Raw genomic sequence first — 13,593 nt, 5'->3', positions numbered from 1 at the left:
AGGTATTCCTTTTAAGATAATGAATCTTGAGCTATAAGCTCTAGCAATAACAGCAAAAGCTCTTATCGGTAATAAATATAATAAAATCTATTAATATATCTTCAATTATGACTTCATCAATAAAGAACTATCACCATAACTTAAAAAACGAAACTTATTATTCAAAGCATAATCATAAATTTCGCGCCATTTGTCACCCACCAAAGCTGAAATTAATAAAAGCAAAGTACTCTGAGGTTGGTGAAAATTAGTCACTAATCCTGAGATAACTTTAAAATCATAACCAGGTGCAATGATAATCTGTGTAGCAGCATTAAATAAAGATAAATTCTCCTTCTTCATAAAATCTATTATGGCCTGATATGCTTCCAGTCGAGTATAACTTCCATTTAGCGTATATGCATCCCATTGTTCAAGTAAGTAGGGATTTTCCTTACCTGAGAGTAACTTAACGCCTAACCAGTATAAACTTTCAAGTGTTCTAACCGAAGTTGTACCTACTGCAACAATACCATTCTCTGCATCAATCACTTGTTGTAAGCTCGATATATTCACCTGAATATGCTCAGTGTGCATTTCATGATCACCAATCTGTTCTACTTTTACAGGTTTAAAAGTTCCTGCACCAACATGGAGCGTTAATTCGGATCTTTTTACGCCATTTTCATCCAGACGATTAAATACGGCATCTGTAAAATGCAAGCCAGCTGTTGGAGCAGCCACAGAACCCTCATGCTTAGAATAAACCGTCTGGTAACGAACGAGGTCTGTATTTTCGGTGTCACGATTCAAATAAGGAGGAATTGGAATCTTACCTGTCAGTTCAAGAACTTCACTAAAACATAATGTCTGATTCTCCCAGGTAAATTTAATTTCATGTGCACCATCCAAATTCTCAATATGTTCTGCACAAAGAAATTCTTCTTTCCCTTCGAACATAAAACTCATTTTAAGAACTCCTGTTTTCCACTTACGCAAATTTCCAATGATACATTTCCATGTGCAAACGCTTTTCGCTTGAAATGCCAAATTATAATCAGCTGGATTTAAAGGTTCCAGACAAAATACTTCTATACGGGCACCAGTTTCTTTATAGAATATTAATCTCGCTTGAATCACTTTGGTATTATTGAAAACCATTGTTGTGCCTTCAGCAATTTCTTCTGGTAAATTTTGAAATCCTCTTTCCTTGATTTCATTGTTCTTATACACCAACAACTTAGATTCCTCACGATTGCCTAAAGGATATTTGGCAATTTTATCATCGGGTAAATCATATGTAAAGTCTGATATTTGAATGCACTGTGGATTCATTACTGTATCTTTTGTTCTAATTTCCATCTCTCCGCTTAATATTACTCAACAATACCATTCTCCATTGTTAGGGAATGGAATTGGTGTGCAAAAATAGTTAACTTTGTTCGTAATATAAAACAATGCCTCAGATTCCACTCATTCGGGATATTATTTTTCAAAGATTTAGATCTGAAGGCAACAAAACAGATAGCACATGCAAATTAATATTGGAGATAAAGTCAAATTTCTTAGCGAAACCGGAGGCGGAAGAGTTACCCGAATTATCGATGCTAAAACTGTAATGGTTAATGATGAAGATGATTTCGAGATTCCAACTCTTAAAAAGGATCTAGTTGTTATTGAATCAAAATCTGAAGGCAACTCATCAGCTTCCCACAGTCTGTCAACAAATAAAAAAGTGGCGTCAACTGCAAAGAGTGAGCCTCTAAAAGTTCAGAAGGAAGATATCTATTTTGCTTTTGTGCCACGAGCTGGTTATGAAATCACATCTAGTCCATTAGAACTCTATCTTATAAACGATACCAATTCTATTCTTCTTTACAATTTCTTTAATCAGAATGGTGAAAAATTTGAAGGGATTACAACTGGTAATATCGATCCGAATTCAAAAATATTATTAACTGAGTTCGACCAAAAGGATCTTGGAAAAATAAGTGCTTTTCATTTTCAAGTATTGTATTATCAGTCAGGTGACTTTACGCCTAAATCACCGATTAATAAAACGGTGAGAATTCCAGCCGTAAAATTTTACAAATCGAATTCCTACAAGCTCACTGATTATTTTCACGAACAAGTCATTCTTCATCAACTTACAGCTGATGGTATCGAGCATAAGTTAGATGAGTTGAGTCAGAAAGATTTTAATAAAGTGATTCGAGAAAAAGAAGGAACAACAAATAAGCCTCAAAGTCCAAAACTGAATCCTAAGACTAATATTTTAGAAGTTGATTTACATATCAATAAATTGATCGACTCAGTTACAGGCTTCTCAAATGCTGATATATTGAATTTCCAGATGGAAAAATTTCATGAAGTATTACGAGAGAATGAAAGTAATAAGGGTAAGAAAATCGTTTTTATTCATGGAATTGGAAATGGAACTTTGAAACAAAAAGTACTTAGTGAACTAAAAAGGAAATATAAAAAGCATAGTTCACAAGATGCCTCATTCAAAGAATATGGTTATGGTGCAACTATGGTTACGATTAAATAATCTGCCAATAACAAAAATATGATTTAACAAAAAAGAGAAAGTAAATTAATTACTTTCTCTTTTTTTTATATTTTAAGAACTGAAGTTCGCTTAATTTAAAAATGATTTTATTGGTTCAAAGCAGGATAGAAATAACAGAAAACCCAAAATGGCAATAATGATTCCTGAAATCTTATTGATCCAAAACATCTGCTTTAGTCTGAATTTTTTCCTGAAAACATTAACTAAAGTTGAAAGCCCATACCACCAAAGTGATCCACCTAGCAAAACACCTAGCAATAAAAACATAGACACCCTAGTTGAGTTAGCATCTCCAAAAACGGATGCCCCTGCAAACATAGCTCCAAAGAATATAACGGCTATCGGATTCGAAAGTGTGAGGAAAAAGATAGCAAAAAAATCACCTAACATCCCTCGTTTCCCGGGAGTCTGGGACTTTCTGAATTGTTTTATAGTGTTGGTAAAGAAAATTCTTAGACCGACAATGACTAAAAATATCGATCCAACTAATCTAAAATAAAATTCCTGTGCTTCAATAAAGTTAATCACAAAACCTAGGCCTAATACAGCGATTGAAGCAAATAAAGTATCAGCAACAGCAGCACCTGAACCAGATATAAAACCTGCAAGTCTACCTTTCTGAAGTGTCTTTTGAATAATTAAGACACCAATTGGCCCCAATGGTATTGATGCCATGAGACCTATAAAAATTCCTTTTATTATATATTGAATATCCAAGTGATGGGCTTTTTCGAATAAAAAATTAAGCTGCAAAGATCGCAATTATATACAATTAGACCTCTGCTTCTTTAAAATATTGTGTTAAAAAGAATAAAATAAATTACTTATTCTTTTCACGAGTAATAAAACGACTTGAAACCTCTTCGCTATTAATCTCCTTAGTCAATGATTCTATCATATTTACAGGAACATCGAATAAGTCGACAACAATTAAGCCATCTAAACAGTCGTTAAAGTTTGGATCGATATTAAAACCAATAATTTTGGCATTTAATGAAATATACTTCTTAAGTAGCACTGGAAGCTTATCATTGGAAACCTCAAAATCACCAATTAGTTTATCAAGCTTATTGATATCACTCTTAGCTGCTTCAAGCAAAATATCCATATCAAGACCTTTCACCTTCACTTTAAATTTATTACGCGACTTAATAAACTGCCCCATCTCGTAATCGAAATAGTTACGCATAATAAACTTGATAATCAGATCTTTTGATGTATTAGAATACTCATTACTGATACTAACAGGACCTATTAAATAGCGACACTCAGGGTTCTTGAGTAAGAAGTACATAATACCCTTCCACAACAAGAAAAGTGGCATTGGTTTTCTTTGATATTCTTTGACGATAAAAGATCGACCCAACTCGATTGATTCACTCAAAACGGGTTGAAAAGCCTTTTTCATTTTAAACAGAGATTGTAGATAAAACCCTTTCAATCCATATTTATTCAAAATCTCCTTACCTTTTCCTACACGGTAAGCACCAACAATTTTTCGATTTGCCTCATCCCAAATAAAGAGCTGATGGTAATACAAATCATACTCATCAACATCAATACTCTGATTCGTTCCTTCTCCCACTTCACGAAAAGTGATTTCTCTTAATCGACCAATCTCATTTAAAACGTTAGGTATCTCATCTGATGGTGCACAATAAACTGAGAAACTTTTCGACTTAAATAACAAATGATTAGACAAGCCATCAATTTCCTTACTAATTAGCATAGGGTCAACAGGGGGAATAATATCCTCAGCTTTCTTCTTTTTGCTAGTTGACTTGTTTTCGTAAAACTTTTTCACTTCAACAGTACTTCCTAGCATATAGGTTTTCGCTCTTAAGAAGCGCCCATACTGATTGATGTCTGAGAAACCTTTTTGGTCTTTAACCGAAATAGGATTTCCTATACGTATACGAATGGTTTTGTTCTTTTTATTTAATAATTCCGATGGTAACTTTACTGTTCTCAAAACAGGATGAATCATTCCCATCAAGTAAAAAATCAAACTATTACTTCCCTGAAAGTGAATTGGAACAACAGGAACCTCAGCTTTCTTAATAAACTTAAGAATAGAAGGCTGCCATTGTTTATCGGTAATATTTTTAGATTCTGATTGATAAGCAGAAACCTCTCCTGCTGGAAAAATCCCTAAAGGAGCACCGTCGCTCATGTGACGTAAAGCCTCCTTTATTCCAGCCATACTTGAGGCTGCAGCTTTTCTATCTTCAAATGGGTTTACGCCTAAGAAACAATCCTTAAGAGGTTCTATTTTCTGCAGAATGAAATTAGCCATAACCTTAAAGTCAGGACGAATATCACTCAAGAGTTTTATCAATAAAATACCATCTATCCCACCAAATGGGTGATTGGAAATACTGATAAAGCTTCCATCCAAGGGAATGCGTTTTAACTCCTCTTCATCAAATTCAAACTTGATTCCCAAGTCGTCAATTAAACCATCAATAAATTCTACACCTGATTTCTCGCAATTTGCAGAATACAAATCGTTCAATTTATTCAATCGCAGAATATACATTAATAGCTTGGCAAAGCTCTCTCCTCCAAACCAACTCAAACTCTCACTCGCTTTCAATAAATCTTTGGGATCAACCAATTTCATCGGTAAATATTTTATATTAAAATGGACTATAGAAACAACACCTAACTCTATGTGTTTCAATAAAAACATTATTCCGAAGAATATGAATCCACCTGTAATTCTTTTTAAATTATAAACGACTGAGAATTAAAAACCAACACCTATTACCAGATAAAACGTATGCTCAGCCGCTTTTCAATCGAGTAAAAATAGTATTTATTCTCATAATTAATGAACATTATTAACATTTTATATGCCCACATCTTTCCACCTTCCCTTATCATAAATCCGAATGCTATCATAACCAGATTCTTTCAGCATTTTGGCTGCATCATCAAAATACAGCAATAATTCATCTGGGTGGTGAGCATCGGTGCTGATGGTCATAGGAATCTTATATTTTTGGCATGTTTTTGCAAAACTATAGTCAGGATAAAATGCAGGTGATTTCTTTGTATAAAGCCCACGCGTATTAATTTCCACAATACAATCTGTTTCTTTTAAAACAGCTATCGATTCTTTCAATAAATCTTGATACCATTTTTCTTCTTCTGAAAAATATCGACCTTTATTATTCATCTTTATTTTATCGATATGACCAATAATATCGGGTTTTTGATCAAGAATCATCTCGTTAATTTGTGAAAAATAGTCCGTAACCATTTTCTTTATATCTCCATTGTAGAAACATTCCAATCCATGAGAATAGTTCGTGTCGGGCCCATCCAAAAACAAGAATTCATTTTCAACTGGTGATTTAACCAGATGTACAGACCCTATGGTATAATCTAAACCACACTGTTTTTTCGTTTCTGCAAATGGTTTAGTAACTCCAGGTATATAATCCAACTCCAACGAGAGATAAACATCAATTTCATCCTCATATTTAGCAGATAAGGCCCTAATCTCACTCACATAACTCATCAAGCGATTCTCATCCATATTCCACGAAACTTCTACAGGGAATGGTGCATGCGAAGAAAAGCCCACCGCTTTCATCCCTAATTCTATTGCTCGTTTTATGAAAGCTTCAGCTTTAGCTTTTCCATCGCAATAATTTGTATGAGTATGGTATGAAAAGTATCTCATGAAATAAATGTCTTTTTTTGTGAAAACTTGCAGAACTACCAAAGATAATGGATCAAGCCACCCTTTGTATAAATTCATGCTTCTTTAAAATGTTTATAAATAAAGTAGTAACTTTGCGCCAATGGTACAAAACAAAGTGATTTTGCACCTCTCAATCACAATTGAGATAAGGTTTTAAGTATATGAGTTATCGATTTGTTTTGATTCGATAAGTCAACGAAAATAATAAAGATGAAAGACGATATATCAGGACTATACAACCAATGGTTACCAACTTCGGCAAAAGAAGTTGCAGAAAGAGGATGGGAAGAACTAGATGTTATTTTATTTAGCGGTGACGCCTATGTCGATCATCCTTCATTTGGATCTGCGGTTATTGGTCGTATCCTAGAGAATGAAGGCTTAAAAGTTGCTATCATTCCTCAACCCAATTGGCAAGACGATTTACGCGACTTCAAGAAGTTAGGCGTGCCACGTTTATTCTTCGGTATTACAGCTGGTAATATGGATTCCATGGTGAATCATTATACAGCGAATCGTCGATTACGTCACGATGATGCCTATACGCCAGATGGTAGACATGGACAAAGACCAGATATGCCAAGTATCGTTTATTCTAAAATTCTAAAAAAACTATATCCTGACACCCCTATTTTATTGGGTGGTATCGAAGCCTCTTTGCGTCGTTTAACACATTACGACTATTGGCTAGATGAGTTAAGACCTAGTATCCTATGCGACAGTGCAGCCGATTTATTGGTTTACGGTATGGGTGAGAAACCTCTCAAAGAGATCGTTAGATTACTAAAAAGAGGTGTTCCTTTTGAAACACTAACAACGGTTCCTCAAACTTCATTTATTGCAAAAAAAGATGAAGAGTATGCAACTAAGAAAAAGTGGGAAGTTCAAGAGCTATATTCTCACGAAGATTGTTTAAAGGATAAGAAAAAATTCTCAGGTAACTTTCGCCATATCGAAATGGAATCTAATTCCATGATGGCAAAAAAACTAATTCAAGGCTATAAGGATTCTGAGATTATAGTAAATCCTCCCTACCCTGTGATGAAAGAAAAGGAACTTGACTCTATTTTCGATTTGCCATACACGCGTATGCCGCACCCTCGTTATAAAGACAAGAAAATTCCGGCATATGATATGATTAAATTCTCTATCAACATGCATAGAGGGTGTTTCGGTGGTTGCTCATTCTGTACAATATCTGCTCATCAGGGTAAATTCATTGCAAACCGATCACAGAAATCAATTCTAAAAGAGGTTGAATACGTTACAAAAATGCCTGACTTTAAAGGGTATTTATCTGACCTAGGTGGTCCTTCGGCCAATATGTATCAGATGAAAGGGATTTTTGAAAGCATCTGCCAAACGTGTAGACGACCTTCATGTATTCATCCAAATGTTTGTCCTAACCTGAATACCAATCACAAACCGATGCTTGATATTTACAAAGCGGTTGATAAAATCCCTGGTGTTAAGAAATCATTTATTGGTAGTGGTGTTCGTTACGACCTGATGCTTCACAAAACCAAGGACGAAGAAGCAAATAAGGCTAATCGTGAATACGCAGTTGAACTGATTAAAAATCATGTATCTGGACGACTAAAAGTTGCACCAGAGCATACTTCTGATGAAGTTTTAGATATCATGCGCAAGCCTTCATTTAAGTTATTTTATGAGCTTAAGGATCTCTTCGATAAGATAAATAAGGAAGAAGGGATTAATCAGCAATTGATTCCCTACTTTATTTCTAGCCATCCTGGATCTCAAGGTGTTGACATGGCTGATCTAGCTGTAAAAACAAAGGAACTCGATTTCAAACTTGAGCAAGTTCAGGACTTTACACCAACACCAATGACTGTTGCAACAGTTATATATTATTCGGGCTACCACCCTTATACGCAGAAAGAGGTTTACACGCCTAAAACAAAGGAAGATAAACTCTCGCAACGTAAATTCTTATTCTGGTATAAAAATGAGTATAGAAACGCAATAAAGACTGAATTAATCAATATGGGAAAGAAAGATTTAATAAAGAAGCTTTTCGGAGCTTAGACATAGAAGCTTTTTAATTTACAATATATATCGGCAAAAACCTTTTAATTTTTGTCGATATTATATACATTAGATCAAAATTTATAATTCCCTTATATGCCTATTGTTATTAAGAGATTAAAATTCATAAGCTTTATTCTACTTTTTGCCTTGAGTTTTTCATCATGTACTCAGATGAAAATTGACAAGCTCAATAAAAAAGGGATGGAACTTTTTCAACAGAAAAAATTCAAGAAAGCGAATCAAGTTTTCACAGAAATATTAAGCTTAGATAAAGATTTTCTTCCTGCTTATTTCAATCGTGCTATATCTAACACATTTTTATCGAAGAATACCAAAGCACTGAAAGATCTTAATCATATCATTAAAATCCAGGGCTATTCAGAAGAAGCGCTTTTAAATCGAGCTATTATCTTTGAAAACTTAGGTAAATATAATGAGGCTATTAAGGATTACGATCAAATTCTTGCAGTTAATCCTCATCACCTGCAAGCCTTGCACTACAAAGGCATCTCCTTATATTATATTGGGGATTTCAATGCTGCCATAAGAGAATACGATAAGGCTATAAAAAATGGTCTTGATGTTTCAGGACTGTATTACAATAAGGGAGTCGCTTTAGATTGTCTCAACAAATACAAAGAAGCCATCAATAACTATAGCAAGGCTATTAAAATTGACAAGAAATTCAAAAAAGCTATCTATGCCAGAGGTATTGCCTACTTCAATATAAAAGACGTCAAACTGGCTAAAGCTAACTTAGAGTATGCAAAAAAATTAGGCCACCCTAAGGCAGCCAATATGCTAAAAACAATGAAGTAAATTCAAACTCATTTTATATCTTAATCCTGATCACTTATTATAGTCGATCAGGATTTTTTGTATAATCTACCTTGCCAAGTATCTCTTTCTACCAATCGCTTTTCGAGTTTTGCCACAAACTCGAAATTTTTGATGCCCCACTTAGGAGCAATCAACCAACCAGGAGGTGCCTGATTCACAAATCGATCCAACATCACTTTAGGATTCATTTGCTCCATCACATCTATGACAAAATCAATATATTCCTCCAGTTCAAATAAATGGAACCGATTGGGATCTTCCTCATACTCTTTAGCCATAGCCGTATGATTCAATATCTGCAATTGATGCAACTTTAGAGTTTCAATAGGTAGATTAGATAAACGAATGGCATGTTCCAACATCATTTCCGTTGTATCATAAGGCAAACCATTAACCAAGTGTGCACCAATATGAATACCTCTATTAGCTGTAGCTAGAATTGTCGCTTCAGCTTCCTCGTAGCTGTGTCCACGATTAATCGCATCCAGTGCCTTATTGTTAGCAGACTCAACACCATACTCCACGGCGATATAATGATCCTTAGCCAAGCTCTCCAGATAATCAAGCAGAGGCTCGGAGATACAGTCAGGACGTGTACCAATGACCAAACCAATAACCTTTTCGTGAGAAAGCGCCTCTTCGTAAAGTCGTTTTAAAAGATCTAGTTCTCCATAGGTATTAGAAAATGCTTGAAAGTAGGCCAGATATCTTTGTGTTTTATACTTACTTGAAAAAAACAAGATCCCTTTATCAATCTGCTCACTCACCGATTCTTTGGGCGTACAGTAAGCTGGATTAAAACTCTTATTGTTGCAATAAGTACAACCGCCTGTTCCCTTACTACCATCTCTATTTGGACAAGTAAAACCGGCATCGATAGTTACTTTCTGAATGCGTTCTGAAAACTTCTTTTTAAAAAAACCTGGAAAATCGTTATAGCGCTTGCTATGCCCCCAAGGGTATATATCTGTTTGCATATTTATTTTTACTTTGCCGCAAAAGTACAAACTTATAGGCAGATTGCAATCACTATGGCATCCGTCATATTACCATCAACATAAAAACGATTTTGTTCATGTTGTTTATACAGATATAAATCTTTTATTAAGTATCAAGACCTAAAACATTATTATAATGCAACTTAGGAATCACACACAATATAACTTATCAAAATATTGATTAAAATTGGATTCATATTTAAAACAAATTTTTAACTTGGTCCTTCGACAACTTACAAAAAGCAAAACCATGTTCTCAAAAAAAGACCTTAGCCTCATTAAAAAACGAGGTATGGACAAAACCAAAATCGAAGAGCAGCTTAAGCACTTCGAAACAGGTTTTCCTAAAGTAAAGCTTGTAAACCCAGCCATTATTACAGATGGGATTATGAAAATTGAAGATGACCAAATAAAAACTTTAAGAGATAACTACCTCAATAGACCAAAGAAACTATCAGTCATCAAGTTTGTCCCAGCATCAGGCGCTGCTACTCGAATGTTTCAAAAACTCTATGATTTCCTCAATAACTATCAGGAAACAGAGGAAGATTATCTTGCTTATATGAAAGATAAATCGCCCGAGGGAATGCTGAAATTCTTCGAAGACATTGAAGACTTTGCATTTTTCGTTGACCTTAGAACTGCCTTGCAGAAAAAAGGTTTAGATATGGAAAATCTTATAGAGAAAAATAATTTCAAAGAGATACTGAACACCTTACTTAATGCCAATGGTTTAAATTATAGCAACAAACCTAAAGGCTTATTAAGGTTTCATAAATATCCAGATTACACCCGAACAGCTTTCGAAGAACATTTGGCTGAAGCTTTGCACTACTCGATGAATTATAAAGGTACAGCTCAGCTTCATCTTACTATTTCGGAAGAGCACAAAAAACTTTTTGCTCGCAGGCTAAAGAAATCAAGATCTTCTTTTGAAAAAAAATACGATGGGAAACTGAAGGTGACTTTCTCTTATCAGAAAGCATCTACTGATACCATTGCTGTTGATACAGAAAACAAGCCTTTCAAAAATGTTGATGACAGCTTACTTTTCAGACCAGGAGGACACGGTGCCCTCATCGAAAACTTGAATGAACTAAAAGCTGATTTAGTTTTCATTAAGAATATTGACAATGTAGTACCTGACAGACTAAAAGAGCAGACCTATAAATACAAAGAAGCATTGGCTGGTGTTTTATTAAAATACCAAAAACAAATGTTCGACTTTATTGCCGAACTGGATAACTCTAAGCTTGACCTTAGTTCAGAGAGGTTAAATGAGATGCTTATCTTCGCTGTTAACCAACTCTGTATAAAAACACCTAAGACACTTAAAACTGATAATCTAGCTAAACTTAGAGCTTATCTGCTTGTTAAATTTAACAGACCTATTCGTGTTTGTGGTATGGTTAAAAACGAAGGTGAACCAGGCGGTGGACCTTTCTGGGTTAAAAACTCAGATAACTCTTCATCCTTACATATTATTGAGAGTTCACAAATTGATCATGAGGATAAAAAGCAGGCTAAAATTTTTGGTGCTTCAACTCATTTTAATCCTGTTGACTTAGTTTGTGGCATTAAGAATTACAAAGGAAAGAAATATGACCTGACTCAATTTATTGATCCTGAAACAGGCTTTATTTCTAAGAAAGCTCACAATGGCTCACCATTAAAAGCGATGGAGTTGCCAGGACTTTGGAATGGTGCAATGGCGGATTGGAATACAATTTTTGTTGAGGTTCCAACCATCACATTTAATCCGGTTAAAACTATTTTCGACTTACTTCGTGTAGAACACAGAAACTAAATAGAGAATACAACATACAGAAATGCCCCTCAGAATTCAAATTCTAGAGGGGCATTTTTATATTTATTAGAAGCTTATGCGATGATATCTTCGCCTTTAGCTAAATCTTGTTCAAAGGTAATCTTGATGTTCTTCTCATCGCCCTCAACAATATGAATGGCTTCATTGGGCATATATCGTAGAACCACACCACAATCGTCAGTCGCTCTAAAGTTAGGATCGTTTAAAGCTAAATCGTAAGCTTGCTTTATGATTTTGCACGAAAATGCCTGAGGTGTTTGCGCTCTATAAAGAAAATCTCGTGGCGGAACCGACTCAATACATTTCTTATCGTTCAGTTTAAAAATGGTATCGGTACTTGGAATAGCAACAGCAACCGATTTCCCAGCAGCTAAACCAGCAAGCACATCGTCGATAATGCTTTGGTTTACGAAAGGACGAACCGCATCGTGGAATATTAAATTAACATCTTGCTCATTCTCGTAGGCCGAAATGGCTGCCATGCTAGAATCACTTCTTTGCTTACCGCCACACAAAATCTTGTTCACCTTTTTAAAGCCTGCTTCACTTACAATACGCTCAACATCGGCAACAAAATTCGAATGGATAACCACACAAACCTCTGAGATTCCTGCATGCTTCTCGAAAATAGCAATACTGTGCTCAATGATAGATTTACCAGCAATCTTCAAGAATTGCTTAGGCAGATAGGCTCCCATACGCTTACCGGTACCACCCGCAAGAATAACGGCTACATTTTTCATATATATATTTAAGGTATGAAAAGTCAAAAGGTCTGAAAGGTCAAATTCTACTTTATCCTTTGTTCACTTAATCCTTTAAACTTGAATGATTATTTGAAGATATCGTATTCACCTACATCAGTTAAAATCTCATACCCTTCTTTGGTAACCAAAATAGTATGCTCAAACTGTGCCGATAGTTTTTTATCAATTGTACGCGCTGTCCAACCATCCTTCTCATCTATTTTGGCACGAGCCTTACCCATGTTTATCATCGGTTCAATGGTGAAAATCATACCTGGTCTCATAATCTCACCAGAATTGCGCTGTGAGATATGCTCAACCTGCGGCTCTTCGTGAAACTCCATACCAATACCGTGACCACAGAACTCGTAAACCACACCATATTTTTTGGCCTTAGCAAATCGACCAATTGCAAAACCAATGTTTCCAAAATAGTTATCTGGCTTTACTTGCTCAATACCTAAGTATAAAGCATGCTCAGTATCCTCAACCAATTTGGCTGCCTGCTTCGAAACATCACCAATGGTGAACATGGTACTTGTATCGCCAAAGTAACCATCAAGAATCGTAGTTACATCGATGTTTAAGATATCACCATCTTTCAAAATGGTTTTCTCGTTTGGAATACCATGACAAATTACATCATTTAAAGAGATGCAGCTTGATTTTGGATAACCGTGGTAGCCTAATGTTGCAGGAATTGCCCCATTATCGCGCATATATTGCTCGATTAAGTTATCAAGATAAAGCGTATTAACGCCCTCTTTCACATAATCACTAATAAACTTAAGTGTATTTCCAGCCAACTGAGAACTCTTTCTGACACCCTCAATTTGCTCTACATTTTTAATTATAATTTCGCTCAT

At 35.2% G+C, this 13,593-nt stretch carries 11 protein-coding genes; 4 read left to right on the top strand and 7 right to left on the bottom strand.

Annotated elements, in window-relative coordinates:
• Positions 1–105: 105 nt before the first annotated feature.
• Positions 106–1,341 carry an S-adenosylmethionine:tRNA ribosyltransferase-isomerase gene (locus ACXR6G_RS11930; protein WP_458361660.1) on the bottom strand — a complete coding sequence of 412 codons (1,236 nt, stop codon included), beginning with the start codon at positions 1,339–1,341 and terminating at the stop codon, positions 106–108.
• Between the two features lie 169 nt (positions 1,342–1,510).
• Between ACXR6G_RS11930 and ACXR6G_RS11925 the strand changes: the two genes are divergently transcribed.
• Entirely contained in the window at positions 1,511–2,530 is a 1,020-nt protein-coding gene (locus ACXR6G_RS11925; protein WP_458361659.1) for a DUF2027 domain-containing protein, read from the top strand.
• 90 nt (positions 2,531–2,620) lie between these two features.
• On the opposite strand, the gene ACXR6G_RS11920 is transcribed toward ACXR6G_RS11925, so the two are convergent.
• The 3 genes from ACXR6G_RS11920 to ACXR6G_RS11910 form a co-directional block, all read right to left on the bottom strand.
• On the bottom strand, positions 2,621–3,226 hold the full coding sequence (locus tag ACXR6G_RS11920; protein ID WP_458361658.1) for a LysE family translocator: 606 nt from the start codon (positions 3,224–3,226) through the stop codon (positions 2,621–2,623).
• Between the two features lie 145 nt (positions 3,227–3,371).
• Positions 3,372–5,174: a lysophospholipid acyltransferase family protein gene (locus tag ACXR6G_RS11915; RefSeq protein ID WP_458361657.1), complete on the bottom strand. Its 1,803-nt coding sequence runs from the start codon at positions 5,172–5,174 to the stop codon at positions 3,372–3,374.
• Between the two features lie 228 nt (positions 5,175–5,402).
• The gene (locus ACXR6G_RS11910; protein WP_458361656.1) at positions 5,403–6,242 is read right to left on the bottom strand and encodes a histidinol-phosphatase; all 840 of its coding nucleotides are present in this window, start codon (positions 6,240–6,242) and stop codon (positions 5,403–5,405) included.
• 231 nt (positions 6,243–6,473) lie between these two features.
• On the opposite strand from ACXR6G_RS11910, the gene ACXR6G_RS11905 reads away from it, so the two are divergent.
• Positions 6,474–8,312 carry a YgiQ family radical SAM protein gene (locus ACXR6G_RS11905; protein WP_458361655.1) on the top strand — a complete coding sequence of 613 codons (1,839 nt, stop codon included), beginning with the start codon at positions 6,474–6,476 and terminating at the stop codon, positions 8,310–8,312.
• A gap of 96 nt (positions 8,313–8,408) precedes the next feature.
• Positions 8,409–9,134 (top strand): tetratricopeptide repeat protein, encoded by a 726-nt coding sequence (locus tag ACXR6G_RS11900; protein WP_458361654.1) that lies wholly within the window; start codon positions 8,409–8,411, stop codon positions 9,132–9,134.
• A 47-nt stretch (positions 9,135–9,181) separates the two neighbouring features.
• Here the strand turns inward: ACXR6G_RS11900 and ACXR6G_RS11895 are convergent, their stop codons facing one another.
• Positions 9,182–10,132: a TIGR01212 family radical SAM protein gene (locus ACXR6G_RS11895; protein ID WP_458361653.1), complete on the bottom strand. Its 951-nt coding sequence runs from the start codon at positions 10,130–10,132 to the stop codon at positions 9,182–9,184.
• A 271-nt stretch (positions 10,133–10,403) separates the two neighbouring features.
• Here ACXR6G_RS11895 and ACXR6G_RS11890 point away from each other — a divergent pair, with 271 nt between their 5' ends.
• Positions 10,404–11,960 carry a DUF4301 family protein gene (locus ACXR6G_RS11890; RefSeq protein WP_458361652.1) on the top strand — a complete coding sequence of 519 codons (1,557 nt, stop codon included), beginning with the start codon at positions 10,404–10,406 and terminating at the stop codon, positions 11,958–11,960.
• Positions 11,961–12,034: 74 nt separating this feature from the next.
• Here the strand turns inward: ACXR6G_RS11890 and ACXR6G_RS11885 are convergent, their stop codons facing one another.
• Together ACXR6G_RS11885 and map are read right to left on the bottom strand one after the other, a co-directional pair.
• Positions 12,035–12,724 carry an IspD/TarI family cytidylyltransferase gene (locus ACXR6G_RS11885; RefSeq protein ID WP_458361651.1) on the bottom strand — a complete coding sequence of 230 codons (690 nt, stop codon included), beginning with the start codon at positions 12,722–12,724 and terminating at the stop codon, positions 12,035–12,037.
• 89 nt (positions 12,725–12,813) lie between these two features.
• The gene (gene map, locus ACXR6G_RS11880; RefSeq protein WP_458361650.1) at positions 12,814–13,593 is read right to left on the bottom strand and encodes a type I methionyl aminopeptidase; all 780 of its coding nucleotides are present in this window, start codon (positions 13,591–13,593) and stop codon (positions 12,814–12,816) included.

Source organism: Ancylomarina sp. YFZ004 (assembly GCF_054254355.1).
Note: the sequence above shows the minus strand (reverse complement) of the source record. Positions and strands in the feature narration are given on the sequence as shown.

Bases quoted from the DNA above. Each gene is read 5' to 3' on its own strand.
- ACXR6G_RS11890 (WP_458361652.1), top strand. From the start codon at position 10,404: ATGTTCTCAAAAAAAGACCTTAGCCTCATTAAAAAACGAGGTATGGAC.
- ACXR6G_RS11905 (WP_458361655.1), top strand. From the start codon at position 6,474: ATGAAAGACGATATATCAGGACTATACAACCAATGGTTACCAACTTCG.
- map (WP_458361650.1), bottom strand. From the start codon at position 13,593: ATGAGCGAAATTATAATTAAAAATGTAGAGCAAATTGAGGGTGTCAGA.
- ACXR6G_RS11930 (WP_458361660.1), bottom strand. From the start codon at position 1,341: ATGGAAATTAGAACAAAAGATACAGTAATGAATCCACAGTGCATTCAA.
- ACXR6G_RS11925 (WP_458361659.1), top strand. From the start codon at position 1,511: ATGCAAATTAATATTGGAGATAAAGTCAAATTTCTTAGCGAAACCGGA.
- ACXR6G_RS11900 (WP_458361654.1), top strand. From the start codon at position 8,409: ATGCCTATTGTTATTAAGAGATTAAAATTCATAAGCTTTATTCTACTT.
- ACXR6G_RS11920 (WP_458361658.1), bottom strand. From the start codon at position 3,226: ATGGCATCAATACCATTGGGGCCAATTGGTGTCTTAATTATTCAAAAG.
- ACXR6G_RS11885 (WP_458361651.1), bottom strand. From the start codon at position 12,724: ATGAAAAATGTAGCCGTTATTCTTGCGGGTGGTACCGGTAAGCGTATG.
- ACXR6G_RS11915 (WP_458361657.1), bottom strand. From the start codon at position 5,174: ATGAAATTGGTTGATCCCAAAGATTTATTGAAAGCGAGTGAGAGTTTG.
- ACXR6G_RS11910 (WP_458361656.1), bottom strand. From the start codon at position 6,242: ATGAGATACTTTTCATACCATACTCATACAAATTATTGCGATGGAAAA.
- ACXR6G_RS11895 (WP_458361653.1), bottom strand. From the start codon at position 10,132: ATGCAAACAGATATATACCCTTGGGGGCATAGCAAGCGCTATAACGAT.